Genomic DNA, 17,515 nt, shown 5'->3' with positions numbered 1-17,515 from the left:
TGCGGATGTTGTGGATAACCCCGGCCGCTGCCCCCAGATATGGCGGTTTTGGTTGACTCGCGCCCGTCAATTGCCACAATCCACGGCAAGACGACGAAAGGAATCTCCTTGCGCTTTGACCGGCTGCGACTCAACGGCTTCAAAAGCTTCGTGGACCCGACCGATCTGGTCATCCGCGAAGGACTGACCGGTGTTGTCGGCCCCAATGGCTGCGGCAAGTCGAACCTGCTGGAGGCCCTGCGCTGGGTCATGGGCGAAAACCGCCCCACCGCCATGCGCGGCGAGGGGATGGAGGATGTGATCTTCGCCGGTACCTCGCGCCGCTCTGCGCGTGGGCATGCGGAAGTGACGCTGACCCTGGACAATCGCGACCGGCTGGCGCCTGCGGGTTTCAACGACGACGATCATTTCGACATCGTGCGCCGGATCACCCGTGATGCCGGGTCGGCCTACAGGATCGGCGGCAAGGATGTGCGGGCGCGCGATGTGCAGATGCTGTTCGCGGATGCCTCGACCGGGGCGCATTCGCCCGCGCTGGTCCGGCAGGGGCAGATTTCCGAACTGATCAACGCCAAGCCCAAAAGTCGCCGCCGGATTCTGGAAGAGGCTGCGGGAATTTCCGGTCTCTATCAGCGCCGCCACGAGGCCGAACTGAAGCTGAATGCGGCGGAAACCAACCTGACGCGGGTTGATGACACGCTGGATCAGCTGTCCGCGCAGGCGGCCAGTCTGGCGCGTCAGGCGCGGGCGGCGGCGAAATACCGCGAGGTCGGCACGGCGCTGCGGCTGGCCGAGGGGGTGCTGCTCTATCGTCGGTGGGCCGAGGCCGAGGCGGCGCGGCTGGCGGCAGCGGGGGCGCTGACGGCGGCGGTGAAGGCGGCGGGCGAGGCCGAAGCCGCGGCCCGTCAGGCCAGCGAAGCGCGCGAGGCGGCGGAAAGCGCCTTGCCCCCCTTGCGCGAAGAGGAACAGGTGGCGGCGGCGATCCTGTCGCGGCTGGTGGTCGAGCGCGAGGCGCTGGACGAGGCCGAGGCGCGGGCGACCGCTGCGATCCGCGCGCTGACCGCGCGCATCTCTCAACTGGATCACGATATCGAGCGGGAATCGGCGCTGAACCGCGATGCGGGTGAGGTGATCGAGCGGCTGGACTGGGAACGAACCGAGCTGGAAAAAGCCGGGCAGGGGCATGAGGACAGGCTGGCGGCGGCGGCCGAGGCGGCGGATGAAGCCGCCGAGGCGCTGCGCGGGATCGAGGGACGGCTGGCCGAACTGACCGACGAATCCGCGCGTCTGGCGGCTCGTCACCAGTCGGCCGAAAGGCTGGCCAGCGATCTGCATACGATGCTGCAACGCGCCGAACGCGCGGCGGCCGAGGCGGATTCGAGCGCGGCGCGGGCTTCGGATACCGGGCAGGCGGCGCAAACCGCGCTGGCCGGGGCCGAAGCCGCGCAGGACGCCGCGCGGGCGCGGGCCGAGGCCGCCGAGGAAGCCCTGGCGGGTGCGGAATATGCGCGCAGCGATGCCGAGGCCGCCGAGACCGCCGCCCGCACCGCCCGCGCCGAGGCCGAGGGCGAAACCAGTGCTCTGGCCGCCGAAATGGCCGCCCTGCGCCGTCTGGTGGAACGCGGGCAGTCGGACGGCGGTGCGATTCTGGATCAGGTGACGGTCGCGCGCGGCTATGAAATGGCCTTTGGCGCGGCGCTTGGCGACGATCTGCGCGCCGGTCTGGCCGAGGATGGCGGCAGCGGCTGGCATGTCCTGCCGGGCTGGGACGCGCCACAGCCCCTGCCGGACGGGGTGGCCCCTCTGGCGCCGCATGTGACCGCGCCCGAGGCGCTGGCGCGGCGGATGTCTCAGGTCGGGCTGGTGACTGACGCGGCGGCAGCGGCCGGTTTGCAGGACCGTTTGCAGCCGGGTCAGCGGCTGGTGACCCAGGCGGGCGATCTGTTCCGCTGGGACGGGATGCGGGTGATGGCGGGCGAGGCTTCGTCCGCCGCGGCGCTGCATCTGCAAAAGGTCAACCAACTGGCCGAGCTTGAGGAAACCGCCACCGAGGCGCAGGCGCGTGCCGATACCACCGTCGAGGCGCACGAGGACGCCCGCGCCCGGCTGGCCGATGCCTCGGCGCTGGAAAAATCCGCCCGTGATGGGCGGCGCGAGGCCGAACGTCTGCTGTCGGATGCGGCGCGGGCGGTGACGCGGGCCGAATCGGATCTGTCGCTGGCCAACAGCCGGGCGGAATCGGCGCGGGCCGAACTGGCGCGGCATCAGGCCGATGCCGCGGATGCGCGCGCCCGGTTGCGGCAGGCAGAGGCCGCGCTGGCCGAACTGCCCGACCGGGCCGATGCGGCGGCGGCGGTCGAACATGCCCGCACCGGGGTCGAGGCCGCGCGGATCGCCACGATGACCCGCCGCGCCGCGCTGGACGAATTGCGGCGCGACAGCAATGCCCGGCTGAAGCGTCTGCAAGAGATCGCCAAAGAGGAATCCGGCTGGAAGCTGCGCCTGCAACAGGCCGGGACGCGCGCCGCCGAACTGGCCGCGCGGCGTGACGCTGCCGCCGATGAACTGGCCGGGGCCGAGGCTCAGCCTGCGCTTCTGGCCGAAAAGCGCGACAGCCTGACCGCGCGCGAAGAGGATGCCGGGGCGCGGCTGGCGCGGGCCCGCGATGCCTTGGGGGCAGCCGACGACGCCGCCCGCGCCGCCGCCCATGCCGAGCGCGATACCGAACGCGCCGCGTCTGAGGCGCGCGAAACCCGCGCCGCCTGCGAGGCCCGCGCCGAGGCCGCCCGCGATACCGAATCCGCCGCCCGCGCCCGCATCCATGAGGAAACCGAGGGCACGCCGCAGCAGCTTCTGGACGGTCTGGGCGATGTCAGCACCGACACCCCCGCGCATGTGCTGGAGGATCAGATCGCCCGGCTGCGCAACCAGCGTGACGCGCTTGGCGCGGTTAACCTGCGCGCCGACGAGGACAAGCGGGAACTGGAAGAGGAGCGCGACCGGCTGGCGGGTGAGAAAACCGATCTGGAAGAGGCGATCCGCAAGCTGCGTGCCGGGATCGGCAGCCTGAACCGCGAGGGGCGCGAACGCCTGCTGACCGCCTTCGACACGGTGAACGGCAATTTCACCACCCTGTTCACCACCCTGTTCGGCGGTGGCGAGGCGCGTCTGGTGCTGGTCGAATCCGACGATCCGCTGGAGGCCGGGCTGGAAATCATGTGCCAGCCGCCGGGCAAGAAGCTGTCCACCCTGTCGCTGCTGTCGGGGGGCGAACAGACGCTGACGGCGCTGGCGCTGATCTTTGCGGTGTTTCTGGCCAATCCCGCGCCGATCTGCGTGCTGGACGAGGTCGATGCGCCGCTGGACGACGCCAATGTCCGCCGCTTCTGCGATCTGCTGGACGAAATGACCCGGCGGACCGAAACCCGTTTTCTGATCATTACCCACCATGCGGTGACCATGGCGCGGATGGACCGGCTGTTCGGGGTGACGATGGTGGAACAGGGCGTCAGCCAGCTGGTCAGTGTCGATCTGAAACGCGCCGAGGCTCTGGTCGCCTGACGCGGGCCTTGTTACGGTGCCGCTCGAATCTGCCATGACGAGGTTAACATGAGCATCGAGAATCGACTGACCGAGCTGGGAATCACCCTGCCGGACGCGCCTGCCCCCGCCGCCAATTACGTGCCCTTCGTGCAGACCGGCAATCTGGTCTTCATCTCGGGCCAGATCAGCCAGAATGAGGCCGGGCTGATCACCGGCAAGCTGGGCGATGCGATGTCGGTCGAGCAGGGCGCCGAGGCCGCGCGCCGCTGCGGTCTGGCGCTGATCGCGCAATTGAAGGCCGCCGTCGGCGATCTGGACCGGGTGAAGCGCGTCGTGAAACTGACCGGCTTCGTGAACTCGACCCCGGATTTCACCGAACAGCCGAAGGTCGTCAACGGCTGCTCGGACCTGATGGTTCAGGTGTTCGGCGATGCCGGCCGCCATGCCCGCGCCGCCGTTTCGGCCCCGTCGCTGCCGCTTGGCGTCTCGGTCGAGATCGAGGCGGTGTTCGAGATCGCCTGATGATCCTGCCGCAGAAGTTCCTGACCCTGCCCATCGCCCATCGCGGGCTGCATGGGCCGGGCATCCCGGAAAACAGCCTTGCCGCCGCGCAGGCGGCCATCGATGCGGGCTATGGGATCGAACTGGATATCCAGCCATCCTCGGACGGGGTGGCTATGGTGTTTCACGACTATGACCTGCATCGCCTGACCGGGCGCGAGGGGCGTGTGGACGGGCTGGATGCCGCCACGCTGGGGCAGGTGGCCCTGCTGGGCAGCGCGGAAACGGTGCCGACTCTGGCGCAGTTTCTGGATCTGGTCTCGGGTCGGGTGCCGCTGCTGATCGAGATCAAGGACCAGCCGGACGGGCAGGGCGGGCAAGCCGTGCCGCTGCATGTCCCGGTGGCCGAGGCGCTGAAGGGCTATGCCGGGCCGGTGGCGCTGATGTCCTTCAATCCGCAGATCGTCGCCGCCTTTCACGCCATCGCGCCCGAGATACCGGTCGGCCTGACCACCTGCGCCTTCGCAGCCGGGGATTTCCCGACCCTGTCGGAGCAAGAGCGTGAGCATCTGGCCGCGATCACGGATTACGATGCAGTGGGGGCCAGCTTCATCTCGCATGATCACCACGATCTGGACAATCCGCGCGTCGATGCGCTGAAGGCGATGGGGGCCGGGATACTGTGCTGGACGATCCGTTCGCCGGGTCAAGAGGCCGCCGCGCGCCGCATCGCCCATAACATCACGTTCGAACATTATCCGGCGCCGAAATAGCGCCCTTCGCGCAGAACCGGCCCAACGTCGCGGGCCGGTTCATGTCCCTGTTGCCGCATTGCGGGATGGTCTGCGCACCCTGTCAGGATAGGCCCATGAACACGACCCTGACCATCAGCACCCATGACGCGATCAGCGCCGTCCCCGCTGCCGACTGGGACCGGCTGGCGGGCGGCAACCCCTTTGTCAGCCACCGTTTTCTGGCGGCGCTGGAGGATTCCGGCTCGGTCGGGCGGGGCAGCGGCTGGCAACCCCTGCATCTGACGGTCGAAGGTGACGGGAAGATCCTTGGTGCAGCACCGCTTTACGCGAAATCGCACAGTCAGGGCGAATATATCTTCGATCACGCCTGGGCCGACGCCTATACGCGGGCGGGCGGGCATTACTATCCCAAGCTGCAATGCGCGGTGCCCTTCACGCCCGCGACGGGGCCGCGCCTGCTGTCGCCCGATCCGGCCATCCGGCAGGCGCTGCTGTCGGGCATGGCGCAGATCGCCGGGCGCGCAGGCTGTTCGGGCGCGCATATCACCTTCTGCACCGAGGCCGAGGCGCAAGAGGGGGCCGGGGCGGGCTTTCTGCCCCGCGTGACCCAGCAGTTCCACTGGCTGAACCGGGGCTATGGCAGCTATGACGATTTTCTGGCGGCGCTGTCGTCGCGCAAGCGCAAGGCGATCCGCAAGGAACGGGCGCGCGCGGCCGATTTCGGTGGCACGATCCGGCAACTGACCGGCGATGATTTGCGGCCAGAGCATTGGGATATCTTCTGGCAATTCTATCAGGACACCGGCAGCCGCAAATGGGGGCGGCCCTATCTGACGCGGGCTTTCTTCGACTGTATTCAGCAGACGATGCGCGAGGATATCCTGCTGGTTCTGGCCGAGCGCGACGGTCAGCCGATCGCCGGGGCGCTGAACTTCATAGGCGCCGACGCGCTTTATGGCCGCTACTGGGGCTGCGTCGAGGATCACGCCTTCCTGCATTTCGAGCTGTGTTATCATCAGGCCATCGACTATGCGATCGCGCATGGGCTGGCGCGGGTCGAGGCGGGCGCGCAAGGCGAGCACAAGCTGGCGCGGGGTTATGAGCCGGTCGAGATCCATTCGCTGCATTGGGTGCGGGACGAAGGCTTCCTGCGCGCCCTTGCCGATTATCTGGACCGTGAACGCGAGGCGATGGGGCAGGAGATCGAGGCGCTGGCCGATTGGACGCCGTTCCGCAAGGGCTGAGCGTGTTCCTTGCGTCCCGCGATGGCCGGGGGGCTGTCTGCCCCCCGGAACCCCCCGAAGGTATTTTCAAGGAGTGCGAGGAAGGTGGGTCAGGCTTTTTCCAGCAAAGCCTCGCCGGCACTGACGCTGCATGTGCCGGGCGAATCCTCGATTTCGACCACCTCGAAGCTGCCCTCGTTCAGCAATGCGGCAAATCGTTTGCAGCGACCGTAAAGCCCGGCTGGGGGCGCATCAAAGGACAGACCCAGAGCTTTGGTGACGCTGCCATCGGCATCGGCCAGAACCTCGATCCCGGCCTTGTCGGCGCCGGTTGCCCTGGCCCAGGCGTCGGTGACGAAGGGGTCGTTCACGGTCAGGCAGACGATGCGGGAAATACCCTTGTCGCGGAAGGCGTCGGCGCTGCGGATGAAGCTGGGCATATGCGCATTGGTGCAAGTGCCGGTAAAGGCGCCCGGCAGCCCGAAGACCGCCACCCGGCCGCTGGCCAGTTCGGCCAGATCGACCTCTTCCGGGCCGCTGTCGCCGACGCGCAGGGCCTTGCCCGCGGGCAGTTTGTCTCCGACGGTGATGGTCATGGGACGTCCTCCTGAATTGCAACGGATTCGCGGCGACTATAGGGTGCGGTCCGGCAACAGGCCAGCGGAACGGACGGAGACGGCAATGCGGATCGTGGGCGGTAATCTGCGCGGCCTCAAACTGGCCGAACTGGGCGAGGGCGACCGTGCCGCCCATTTGCGCCCCACCAGCGACAGGGTACGCGAATCGATCTTCAACCTCTTGATCAATGGCGCATATGGCAATCCGGTGCCGCAGGCGCGGGTGCTGGATCTGTTCGCCGGAACCGGCGCGCTGGGGCTGGAGGCCTTGTCGAGGGGTGCCGCCCATGTGACCTTCGTGGATGACGGGGCAAAGGCGCGCAGCCTGATCCGTACGAATATCGAACGGGCCCGGGCCATGGGCGTCACCGATCTGTGGCGGCGGGATGCCACCCGGATGGGGGACAATCGCGGTACTCCCTTTTCGCTGATCTTTCTCGATCCGCCCTATGGTCAATCCCTGGGCGAGGCTGCCATGTTCTCGGCCCTTACTGGCGGCTGGTTCGCGCCCGGTGCCATGATTGTCTGGGAAGAATCCCGTTCCCCGATCATTCCCGCCCCCCTGACACAGATCGACCAGCGGCGTTATGGTGACAGCATCGTGACACTGGCGCGGATGCCGGGGGCGTCCTGCCTGTAGCACGGACCACCGGTGTGACCCTGAAGCTGCAGTTGATCGTGGAGAGGCGTGGCGGGGGCGCTGCCCCCGTCGCGTTCCGCGACTCCCCCGAGGTATTTTGGAGGAGTGCGAGGGTTGGGCAGTCGAGAGAGGGTCAGCTTCTCGCGCTCCTTGAAAATACCTGCGGGGTGAACTGGCCGCAGGCCAAGAGGGGGCGGCGAGCCCCCTTTGCTTTCATGTCGGTCAGTGACTTGCTTGCGGTCCTGTGGGCAGGGTAAGGCTGGGGGCGGTATGGCGGCATCCGGACACGGCTCTGGTCATGCTCGCGATGACAACAACTTGCAGGATGCCGTGGCCCAGTCGTCCCCAGAAACCTCCTCGCTGTTCCGCCGTTTCTGGACGGATTATCTGCGCCGGCATCGCGGCAGCATGGGCGTTGCCTTCCTGCTGATGACGCTGGAGGGATCGACGCTGGCGCTGATCTCGTGGATGCTGAAGCCACTGTTCGACCGGGTCTTCGTCGGCAAGGAGACCGGCGCGATCTGGTGGGTGGGCGGCGCGATTTTCTGTGTCTTTCTGCTGCGTGCGCTGACTCTGGTGGCGGGGCGGTCGCTGTTGACGCGCATTTCGCTGGGGATCTCGACGCTGATGCAGCGCGATCTGCTGGGGCATATCCTGACGCTGGATGGACGTTTCTTCCGCGACAATCCGCCCGGCGCCCTGATCGAGCGGATACAGGGCGACACCATCGCGGTTCAGGGGGTCTGGGCCACATTGATCACCGGGGCGACGCGCGATGTGATTGCGCTGCTGATGCTGTTCGGCGTGGCGATCGCCATCGACCCGGTCTGGACGCTGGCGGCGCTGATCGGGGCGCCGATCCTGATTGCACCGGCGGCGCTGGTTCAGCGCTATATCCGGCGCAAGGTGGCGCAAAGCCGGATCAATGCCAGCGCCCGCGCCACGCGGCTGGACGAGGTTCTGCATGGTGTTACCTCGATCCGTCTGAACCGTTCCGAAGCGGTGCAGCAGCAGCGTTTCGGCGAGATCGTCGACCGCATCCGTCAGGCCGAGGTCAAGGTCGCCGCCACCAGCGTGGTGATCCCGGCGCTGACCGATATCGTCACCGGCATCGGTTTTGTCTCGGTGCTGGCGCTTGGCGGCGCGCAGGTCATGGAGGGAGAGCGCAGCGTCGGCGATTTCATGGCCTTTTTCAGCGCGCTGGCGCTGGCCTTTCAGCCGATGCGGCGGCTGGGCATGCTGGCCGGCAGCTGGCAGACGGCGGCGGCCAGTCTTGAGAGGATCTATCAGGTCTTTGACACAAGACCCAATATTCTGTCGGGGCCAAGGCAGCAGCCACCCGATGATATGTCGATCCGGCTGGAAGATGTCTGGCTGTCCTATGACGACCAGACCGTGCTGAACGGGCTGACTTTCGCCGCCGAAGCCGGGCAGACCACTGCCCTGGTCGGGCCTTCGGGGGCGGGTAAATCCACCGTGTTCAATCTGCTGACGCGTATGGTCGATCCCGACCGTGGGCAGGTTCTGCTGGGTGGCGTGCCGGTTCAGGATTATGGCCTGGAGGTGCTGCGCGACCAGTTCTCGACCGTGGCGCAGGATTCGGCGCTGTTCGATGAGACCCTGCGCGAGAACGTGCTGATGGGCCGCCCCGATGCCTCGGAGGATGCGCTTCAGCGCGCGCTGGAGGTCGCCCATGTCAGCGATTTCGCGCGGGCGCAGCCTCTGGGGCTGGAAAGCCGCGTTGGGCCACGCGGAACGGCCCTGTCGGGGGGGCAGCGCCAGCGGGTCTCGATCGCCCGGGCGGTACTGCGCGATGCGCCGGTTCTGCTGCTGGACGAGGCCACCAGCGCATTGGATACCGCCAGCGAAAAGCTGGTGCAGGATGCGCTGGACCGTTTGTCGCAGGGCCGCACGACGCTGGTCATCGCGCATCGGCTGTCCACCATCCGCAATGCCGACAAGATCGTGGTGATCGACGCGGGCAGGGTTGTCGAACAGGGCAGCCATGACCAGTTGATGGCAAAGGGCGGCACATATGCCCGCCTTGTCGCCTTGCAATTCGGAGAAGATGAATGAACCGCCGGATTATCCGCCTCAGCGGAGAGGATCACAGGGATTTCCTTCAGGGACTGGTCACCAATGATGTGACCCGCGCGCCGTGCTGGGCGGCGTTGCTGACGCCGCAGGGGAAATATCTGGCCGATTTCCTGATCGTGCCGGATGGCGATGCCCTGCTGCTGGACGTGGATGCGCGTCTGGCGGATGACCTGATGCGGCGACTGTCGATGTACAAGCTGCGCTCGAAGGTGCTGCTGGAAGAGACCGACATGACCGTCGCGTGTGGTACCGGCCCGGCGCCGGACGGTGCGATTGCCGATCCGCGGCACGAGGCGCTTGGCTGGCGGCTGTATGGGGCCGAGGGCGATGACGGCAGTGACTGGGATGCGATCCGGGTCGAGCATTGCATCCCCGAAACCCTGATCGAACTGATCCCGAACGAGACATTCATTCTGGAGGTCGGATTCGAGCGTCTGCACGGCGTCGATTTCCGCAAGGGCTGCTATGTCGGGCAGGAAGTCACGGCGCGAATGAAGCACAAGACCGAATTGCGCAAGGGCCTGACGGTGCTGGGAATCGAAGGCGAGGCCGCCATCGGCACCTCCATTCGGCGCGATGGCCGCGAGGTCGGCACCCTGTTCACCCAATCGGGCGGCCGCGCCATTGCGCATGTCCGCTTTGACCGGCTGGGCGAGGGGATGGAGGCCGGCCCGGCACGCATCCTTGCGCCGTGACGGGCGGGGCCGGATTGCGACGGCTTCGAACCGTGGTGGCGAAAAGACAAGCGAATTGACGGCAGGTGCGTTGTCTGACGCGGTGGCGGCGCCAGCGATGTGCTGCTGGCCGCCTTCGCGCTGGCGGTGATCCGCCGGCGGCTGTTCGGGGATGCCCCCCGCGCCGGATGCTGGACAGGTGTCCGGTCAAGGGCCAAGTCGGCACGGGTCGAGATGCCGGCGCTGCCGGGGGCTTCGCCGCTGTCGCAGAACCTCAATCAGTTGACGGGCAGAGGATATGGGTGCGCCGCGCCGGCCACCGTAAATCCATCTCCCGCGCGAGGATCAAGGATGGCGTCGCGATATCCTGCGCTCGCTCCAGTCGCGCAGAGAACTGTTCGCGGCCACAAGCGTGATTCTGTGCAATGCTTGGGATGTCCGAGACGGACGGTGCTGCAACTTGTCTTTGCGGAAGCCGTTCGCTGTTAGCAGGGAAACAGGCGGTTGAACTGTAGAAGCAGCCATACCGTCCAAGGTGTTGGCTGGTTTGTTTCACTCTACAAGTGAGATGGTGCGGGCGGTGGGACTTGAACCCACACGGCCTGACGGCCCACAGATTTTAAGTCTGATATGTCTACCATTCCATCACGCCCGCACGGGCCGATTGCGCGGCAGCGATGGATCGCAGCGCGGGCAATCACCGGAAAATCGGAAAACCGGTCCGTCGTGGCTAGCGCAAACCGCAAAGGCTTGGCAAGCGCGACATTCCATAAACCGGGTTCAGAAACTGCGCGTCGGGCGGTCGAAGACCTTGCGGCCCATCAGACTGCCGACCAGATCGACCATCAGCTTGGCCGTGCGGCCCCGGTCGTCCAGAAACGGGTTCAGCTCGACCAGATCCAGCGAGGTGACAAGCCCCGATTCGTGCAGCAGCTCCATCACCAGATGCGCCTCGCGGAAGGTCGTGCCGCCCGGAACCGTGGTGCCGACTGCGGGCGCGATCGAAGGGTCGAGGAAATCGACATCCAGCGAGACATGCAGCATCCCGTCCTCGGCCTTCACCCGTTCCAGAAAGCTGCGCAGCGGGGCGACGATGCCTTGTTCGTCGAGCACCCGCATGTCGTTCACGATGATCGAACTGGACTGCATCGCCTGATGCTCGGCCGGATCGACGCTGCGGATGCCGAACATGCAGATGTTTTCGCCGGGGATCGGCGTGGGAAAGGGCGGCAGCGGATCGAAGCCCGCCAGCCCGTTGGCATAGGCCATCGGGGTGCCGTGAATATTGCCCGAGGTCGTGGTCCGGAAGGTGTGGAAATCGCTGTGTGCGTCCAGCCAGATGACGAATTGCGGGCGTCCGCTGCGGGCGGCATGGGCCGCGACGCCCGCGACCGTTCCCAACGCCAGCGCGTGATCCCCGCCCATGAAGATCGGCATTCCCTGCGGCATCGCGGCTTCGGCGGCGGCGCGCAGGGCGCGGGTCCAGGCGACCATCTCGGGCAGGTGGTGGATGGCCGGGTTCGGGCAGGTCTCGGAGCCGGGCGCGTCCGGGGTGACATCGCCCAGATCCTCGACCGTGTGGCCAAGAGCGGTCAGCGTCCCCGCCAGCCCCGCCACGCGATAGGCGGCAGGCCCCATCAGGCAACCGGGACGGCGCTGGCCCTCATCGACGGGGGCACCGATCAGAATGCAATGGGTCATCCGATTCTCCTGTTGGTTCACGGCCGAGATAAGAATGGCCGGACAGGAATGTCCACAGATGCGGGGATGGCGCGCTTGCCTGGGTCGGGGCGAGAGGGAAAAACACCCGTCCCTGGGTCAGCGCCCCGCCATAGGACCGGACGCCCAAAAGCGCAAGTTGAATGAGCCCCCGTTTCACCGGAACCTAAGCGGTTTCGGTTGCGGCCGTGATGAACTCTCGCGGCGAGCGCCATTTCAGGCCGGAATGCGGGTGGTGTTCGTTATAATCTTCGATCCGGTCTCCTATCAATGACAGAACGGTTTCGGCATCCGGCAGTGGCGTGACGCTGACATAGTCGCGCTTCAGGGTTTTCACGAATGCCTTTGACATGCCGTTGGACTGCGGGCTTTTCACCGGCGTGAAGCAGGGTTTCAGCCCAAGCTGACGTGCGAAGATGCGCGTGTCCTTCGCGGTGTAAGGGCTGCCATTGTCGGACAGTAGCTCGACCACTCCCGGTGCACGAAATGCATTGAACCGTTTTTCGACGGCCTCCAGCATCATATCGCGCACATCCGATCCGCTGATCCCGGCATTGACCACGGCCCGCCAGGCAATGATCCTGCGGTCACAGGCGTCGATCGGGAAAGCCGCGCGGATGATTTCGCCGTTCCAGCAGGTGAACTCCAGGCCATCTGAGCACCATCGCAGGTTCGAGCGCATCATCACCACCTTGCAGTCATGGCTGCGTTCCAGGTGAGCGAAGCCGCTGCGTTCCAGCAGAAGGTTGTTGTTTTTCATGATCCGATACACGCGCTTGTGGTTTACCGCCGCGAACCCTTCGGCCCGCAATTCCCGGCTCAGAACTGCCGTGACCCGGCGATAGCCATAGGTTGGGCGCTTCGCCATCAGCCTCTGGATGCGGGGCAGAACCGCCGCGTCTTGAGCTTTATGATAGCTCCGACGCAGCTTCGCGCTCCCGTGCAACCGTTCATGCAGGTTCGAGCGCGCACCGCCATTGTCCTGGCCACCGCCTTCATCGGAAATCGTCCGGTCGCAGCGACAGCGCATGCAAGATCGGTTTTTTTGCCCTTGCCCGTTCAAGCGCTTCCTTCAAGACCTCGGCCTCCAGCGTTTTGCGGCCGAGCTGGCGCTCCAGTTCTCGGATACGGCTCTCCATCTCGCGGACGGTCTTGCTGCTGGTGACGCTGTCATCTCCACTCACGGCAATCGTGCCCCTTTCCAACATCAGCTTGCGCCAACGATACAGGAGATTGGGAGCGACACCATTACGCCGGGCAACCCCGGAAATGCTTTCACCCTCGCTCAGGGCTTCTTCCACGATCCGCAGCTTCTCGGATGCTGACCAACGGCGGCGACGGTCACCATCACTGATGATTTCAAATTCCGACATAAGCATATGCTTAAGGCTAGCCTTAAGCCTCCTTGGCTACGCCAAGCTGTCCGGTCGAAACGGGGCCAGTTCACAAGTAGGGGGGCCGCCACCGGCGATCACATTGGCCGGAACGGGGCGGCTTTCCGCAGGGATTGCGGGATCAGGCCCGCACGCCCTGAAAGCGGGCCTGCCATTCCTCGCGGCTTTCGTCGCTGATCTTGGCGAACAGCACCTCGGGCACGGTGAAGGCGTGACTGGCGGGCAGGGCGGTCAGGGCCGTCGCCACGTCATCGGGCCAGTCGCGGTTGTCGGTCTGCATCGCCGCCAGCATCGCATCCGCCGTGAACGGGATGAAGGGCGCCGACAGCACCGCGTAAAGCCGGATCAGGTTCAGCCCCAGACGCACCTGCATGGCGGCCTTTTCCGGGTCGGTCTTGAAGGTGGACCACGGCGCCGCGCCTTGCAGATATTCGTTGCCCAGAACCCAGATGGCGCGCAGCTCGGCGGCGGATTTGCGCACCTCCATCGCGGCCATGAAGCCGTCATAGGCGTGGATGCGGGTGGTCAGCGCCTCGATCAGGCGGGATTCCTCGGGGCCGTATTCGCCGCCTTCGGGGATGGTTTCGCCGAATTTGGAACGGCAGAACTTGGTGATCCGGCTGACGAAATTGCCCAGCACATCGGCCAGATCCTTGTTCACCGATTGTTGGAAATTGTCCCAGGTGAACTCGCTGTCACCCGATTCCGGGGCGTGGGACAGAAGCCACCAGCGCCAGTAATCGGCGGGCAGGATCTCCAGCGCGTGATCCATGAAGACGCCGCGCCCCTGCGAGGTGCTGAATTGCCCGCCGTCATAGGTCAGATAGTTGAAGGACTTGATGTAATCGACCATCTTCCACGGCTCGCCCGAACCGATGATGGTGGCGGGGAAGGACAGCGTGTGGAAGGGCACGTTATCCTTGCCCATGAACTGGGTATAGGTCACGTCCTTGGCGCCCTCGTCCAGACGCCACCAGCGGCGCCAGTCGGCATCGGGCCTGCCATGCGCATCGGCCCATTCGGCGGTGGCGGCGATATATTCGATGGGCGCGTCGAACCAGACATAGAAGACCTTGCCCTCCATCCCTGGCCACGGCTGATCGCCGCGCTTGACCGGTACGCCCCAATGCAGGTCGCGGGTGATGCCCCGGTCCTGCAACCCGTCGCCGTCATTCAGCCATTTCCGCGCGATGGAGGTGGTCAGGATCGGCCAGTCATGCTTGCTGTCGATCCAGTCGCTGATCTGATCCTTCAGCAACGACTGGCGCAGATAGAGATGCTTGGTCTCGCGCACTTCCAGATTGGTGCTGCCCGAGATCGCGCTGCGCGGATCGATCAGGTCGGTCGGGTCCAGCTGCTTGGTGCAGTTCTCGCATTGATCGCCGCGAGCCTTGTCGTAACCGCAATTCGGACAGGTGCCCTCGATATAGCGGTCGGGCAGGAAACGCCCGTCATCGACGGAATAGACCTGCTTCTCGCTGACCTCGGCGATATAGCCGTTATCGGCCAGCTGCCCGGCGAAATGCTGGGTCAGCACCTGGTTGCGCTGGCTGGATGAACGCCCGAAATGGTCGAAGGACAGGCCGAAGCGGCGGGCGATATCGGCCTGAACCCCGTGCATCTGGGCGCAGAACTCTGCCACCGGCTGGCCCGCCTTCTGTGCGGCCAGTTCGGCGGGCGTGCCATGTTCGTCTGTGGCGCAGATGAACATGACCTCATGCCCGCGCCCGCGCAGATAGCGGGCGCAAAGATCGGCGGGCAATTGCGAACCGACGAGGTTGCCCAGATGCTTGATGCCGTTGATATAGGGGATTGCCGAGGTAATCAGGTGGCGGGCCATGTCTGCGTCCTTGTGTCTGGCGCTTCTCTAGGGCCTTGCCGTGCAAAACACCAGAGACCAAGGGCCAGCTTACGGTTGCTGTGTGGCGTAACCGGCAAGGATGCCGGACCGCAGACGCGCCTTCTCGACGTCGATGGCGTCGCGCAATTCGGCCTCGAACTCATCGCGGTTGAAATATTCGTCCAGCCTGACCACGGCGTAATCGACGACCAGCCAGCCGACCACGGCACCACCAACACCGCCCACCGCAGTGCCGACGGGGCCGAGGAAGCTGCCCGCCACCGCGCCCGCCGCTGCGGTTCCGCCGATTCCGGTGGCCTTGCCGACGCCCTTGGCACCCGCCTTGATCGCGGTCGAGGCGACCACCTTGGTGGCGATGGGTTTCACGATGGCCACCACAACGGCTGTCGCTGCCGCCGAACCCGTCGCAGCGGCGGGCAATGTCACGATCATGCGCCGTTTCGCATCATCCAGCGTCAGTTGCAGCGCCTCGGGCAGCGGCTGTCCGGTCTCGCCCGCCAGCCTTTCGCCTTCTTGCGCGAAAATGCCGGAAACGCTTTGTTGATAGGCCTTTCGCAGATGCTCTATCTGCTGAACGTGGCGGGTCTCGAAATCCTCGAACAGATGTTTGCGCATCAGACTGCCGATCTCTTCCTCGAGACCCAGTGTTTCCTTCCCGGCAGCCCAGAGTTCGGCATATTGCCCCCAGACCGAATAATGGAAATCGGCATAGGTTGGGATGCTGGCATAGACGGGCTGGAACATCTGCTCCAGCGCATCATCCAGATTGGCCTCGATCGCCTGATATCCGGCCTGTCGCGCCCGAACCTCGACCTGCGCAAGCTGTTCCTGCGTGATGCTGATCTGCGGGGACTGGGCGGTATCGGACGCGGACTGATCCGGGACGGGCCGCAGCATGGCCAGAATGACCAGCACGGCGGTGATGCCGATCAGGGCGAAGATGGTGCTCCAGAAATAAAAGCCGATGCCGCGCTTATTGGCTGCGCGTGCCGAAGGGGAGTTCATGGGTAAGCCCGACCAGATTGAATGTCGCGGCAGAGTCGGCAAAAAACCGCCCAACGGCAAGGCAAATGGCAGAATTGTAAATAAACAGCAGCGCCGAGACGCCCCACACGTCGCTCATGGCGCGCAGCATCCAGTGAATCGCGGCCTCCAGCAGCTGCATGGCGCTGAGCGCCTCGATGATGCCGTCCCGACGCAGGGGCAGTTCGGCCAGCGAGGCTTTCATCACCTCCATGAAGCCGCCGGCTTCCAGCCAGACGGGCGGCGGCAGGATATCCTGCTGCATCCAGAAATGCAGCAGGCAGAAGGGCAGGGCGATCGCCGCTGCCACCCAGGCGCTGGCGGCGACGGCGAATTCGGGCCGCAGCTCCCGCGCCATGACCCTGCGCAGCCATGCGATAACCGCCAGCGTGCAGATGCCGATGGCGGCGGCCAGAAGCACTTCGGGCAGGCGGGCATGCAGCGCAAAATGGCACATGCCCAGAACGATGGCGGTGCCTTCGACCACGGCAAGGATCAGGCCGCTCATGCGCCCGCTGAACCAACGCTTATAGCGCGAGCCGGGCAGGAAGATCCCCTCGCGCATGGCCAGCGTCAGCCTGACCCGGCGCAGATAAATTCCCGCACCGACCAGCAGCAGCGCGATTACGGGCACCAGCGCCGCCGCCGAGGTATGCGGATAACCGAATCGCCACAGCAGAAACAGCGCGGCACAGATCAGTCCCGCACACAGTTCCGACCAGCGGCCCACGGCTTAGCGTCTGCGGTCGCGGCGCGAACTCATGGGCTGGAAGGCGACACCGACATGGGCCTCGCAATAGGGTTTGCCGGCTTGACTGGGCAGGCCACAGAACCAGAATTTCTCGGTCGCGGGGTCGCCGATGGGCCATTTGCAGGTCCGCTCGGTCAGTTCCATCAGGGTCAGCTTGCGGGCGCGTTTCTCGACCTCGCGGACCGAGGCCAGCGCCTCGGGGCTGATCTCGTTGGCCGAAGGCTGCGGCGGCAGGGGCTGGCCCGCCGGCACGATGGGACGCCGCGGCACGGGCGTAAAGGCAGGCTGCGGCGCTGCGGCCTCGGCAGGTTTCGGGGCCGGTGCCTCGGGCGCGGGGGTCTCGGCGCGGGGGGCTGCGGCGGCCGGTTTCCTGACCGCCTTCTTGTCCGGCGCGGGTGCGGAAGCGGGGGCCGCAGGCGCTGCGGCGGCCTCGGCCGGTTCCTCGGTGCGGTTCGACAGGCCAAGGCGATGCACCTTGCCGATCACCGCGTTGCGGGTCACGCCGCCCAGTTCCTTGGCGATGGCGCTGGCCGACTGGCCCTCGGACCACATCCGCTTCAGCGTCTCGACACGTTCATCCGTCCAGGACATGGTTGCCTTTCCGGGCGGGTTTGACCTGCCGCCCCATCTTGAAACCTGCGATTGACCCCGTCAGAAACGGGATGCCGAGAAATAGCCGCACAGCAGCGGAAATTCAAGGACCGCAGAAGGACAAGC

13 protein-coding genes, 1 tRNA gene and 1 pseudogene are annotated in these 17,515 nt (G+C 65.7%); 7 read left to right on the top strand and 8 right to left on the bottom strand.

Features of this window, described 5'->3' with window-relative positions; all coding sequences use genetic code 11:
• Nucleotides 1-108 precede the first annotated feature (108 nt).
• The 4 genes from JHW40_RS14015 (at nt 109) to JHW40_RS14000 (ending at nt 6,043) form a co-directional block, all read left to right on the top strand.
• Nucleotides 109-3,561 (top strand): chromosome segregation SMC family protein, encoded by a 3,453-nt coding sequence (locus JHW40_RS14015; protein ID WP_090611259.1) that lies wholly within the window; start codon nt 109-111, stop codon nt 3,559-3,561.
• Between the two features lie 48 nt (nt 3,562-3,609).
• Entirely contained in the window at nt 3,610-4,065 is a 456-nt protein-coding gene (locus JHW40_RS14010) for a RidA family protein (protein WP_090611260.1), read from the top strand.
• Nucleotides 4,065-4,817 (top strand): glycerophosphodiester phosphodiesterase family protein, encoded by a 753-nt coding sequence (locus tag JHW40_RS14005; protein ID WP_090611261.1) that lies wholly within the window; start codon nt 4,065-4,067, stop codon nt 4,815-4,817. The genes JHW40_RS14010 and JHW40_RS14005 overlap by 1 nt, the downstream gene beginning before the upstream one ends.
• 95 nt (nt 4,818-4,912) lie before the next feature.
• Nucleotides 4,913-6,043, top strand: a complete 1,131-nt coding sequence (locus JHW40_RS14000) for a GNAT family N-acetyltransferase (RefSeq protein ID WP_090611262.1) — start codon at nt 4,913-4,915, stop codon at nt 6,041-6,043.
• A gap of 89 nt (nt 6,044-6,132) precedes the next feature.
• Here JHW40_RS14000 and JHW40_RS13995 read toward each other — a convergent pair whose 3' ends face one another.
• The gene (locus JHW40_RS13995; RefSeq protein ID WP_090611263.1) at nt 6,133-6,618 is read right to left on the bottom strand and encodes a peroxiredoxin; all 486 of its coding nucleotides are present in this window, start codon (nt 6,616-6,618) and stop codon (nt 6,133-6,135) included.
• Between the two features lie 85 nt (nt 6,619-6,703).
• Between JHW40_RS13995 and rsmD the strand changes: the two genes are divergently transcribed.
• The 3 genes from rsmD (at nt 6,704) to ygfZ (ending at nt 10,071) form a co-directional block, all read left to right on the top strand.
• The gene (gene rsmD / locus JHW40_RS13990; RefSeq protein ID WP_244519142.1) at nt 6,704-7,279 is read left to right on the top strand and encodes a 16S rRNA (guanine(966)-N(2))-methyltransferase RsmD; all 576 of its coding nucleotides are present in this window, start codon (nt 6,704-6,706) and stop codon (nt 7,277-7,279) included.
• A 270-nt stretch (nt 7,280-7,549) separates the two neighbouring features.
• Nucleotides 7,550-9,355 (top strand): ABC transporter ATP-binding protein, encoded by a 1,806-nt coding sequence (locus JHW40_RS13985; protein WP_090611266.1) that lies wholly within the window; start codon nt 7,550-7,552, stop codon nt 9,353-9,355.
• Complete coding sequence (ygfZ, locus tag JHW40_RS13980; RefSeq protein WP_090611267.1) at nt 9,352-10,071, top strand: CAF17-like 4Fe-4S cluster assembly/insertion protein YgfZ; 720 nt, start codon at nt 9,352-9,354, stop codon at nt 10,069-10,071. The genes JHW40_RS13985 and ygfZ overlap by 4 nt, the downstream gene beginning before the upstream one ends.
• 548 nt (nt 10,072-10,619) lie before the next feature.
• On the opposite strand, the gene JHW40_RS13975 is transcribed toward ygfZ, so the two are convergent.
• The 7 genes and pseudogenes from JHW40_RS13975 to JHW40_RS13945 all read right to left on the bottom strand — a co-directional run bounded on the left by JHW40_RS13975 (nt 10,620) and on the right by JHW40_RS13945 (nt 17,389).
• Nucleotides 10,620-10,705 (bottom strand) — tRNA-Leu (locus tag JHW40_RS13975).
• Between the two features lie 125 nt (nt 10,706-10,830).
• Entirely contained in the window at nt 10,831-11,751 is a 921-nt protein-coding gene (gene rocF, locus JHW40_RS13970) for an arginase (RefSeq protein ID WP_090611268.1), read from the bottom strand.
• Between the two features lie 184 nt (nt 11,752-11,935).
• Nucleotides 11,936-13,142 (bottom strand): annotated as a pseudogene (locus JHW40_RS13965) (IS3 family transposase).
• A 142-nt stretch (nt 13,143-13,284) separates the two neighbouring features.
• Nucleotides 13,285-15,003: a methionine--tRNA ligase gene (gene metG, locus JHW40_RS13960; protein ID WP_090611269.1), complete on the bottom strand. Its 1,719-nt coding sequence runs from the start codon at nt 15,001-15,003 to the stop codon at nt 13,285-13,287.
• Nucleotides 15,004-15,072: 69 nt separating this feature from the next.
• Nucleotides 15,073-16,029 (bottom strand): hypothetical protein, encoded by a 957-nt coding sequence (locus tag JHW40_RS13955; RefSeq protein WP_090611270.1) that lies wholly within the window; start codon nt 16,027-16,029, stop codon nt 15,073-15,075.
• A complete protein-coding gene (locus tag JHW40_RS13950; protein WP_090611271.1) occupies nt 15,998-16,777 on the bottom strand; it encodes a hypothetical protein in 780 nt (259 codons plus the stop codon). Before JHW40_RS13950 ends, JHW40_RS13955 begins: the two co-directional genes overlap by 32 nt.
• Before the next feature lie 3 nt (nt 16,778-16,780).
• The gene (locus JHW40_RS13945) at nt 16,781-17,389 is read right to left on the bottom strand and encodes a GcrA family cell cycle regulator (protein WP_090611272.1); all 609 of its coding nucleotides are present in this window, start codon (nt 17,387-17,389) and stop codon (nt 16,781-16,783) included.
• Nucleotides 17,390-17,515 lie beyond the last annotated feature (126 nt).

Source organism: Paracoccus alcaliphilus (assembly GCF_028553725.1).
In the GTDB taxonomy this organism is placed as follows: Bacteria; Pseudomonadota; Alphaproteobacteria; order Rhodobacterales; family Rhodobacteraceae; genus Paracoccus; species Paracoccus alcaliphilus.
The sequence above is the reverse complement of the archived record's forward strand: the minus strand, read 5'-3'. Positions and strand labels throughout refer to the sequence as shown.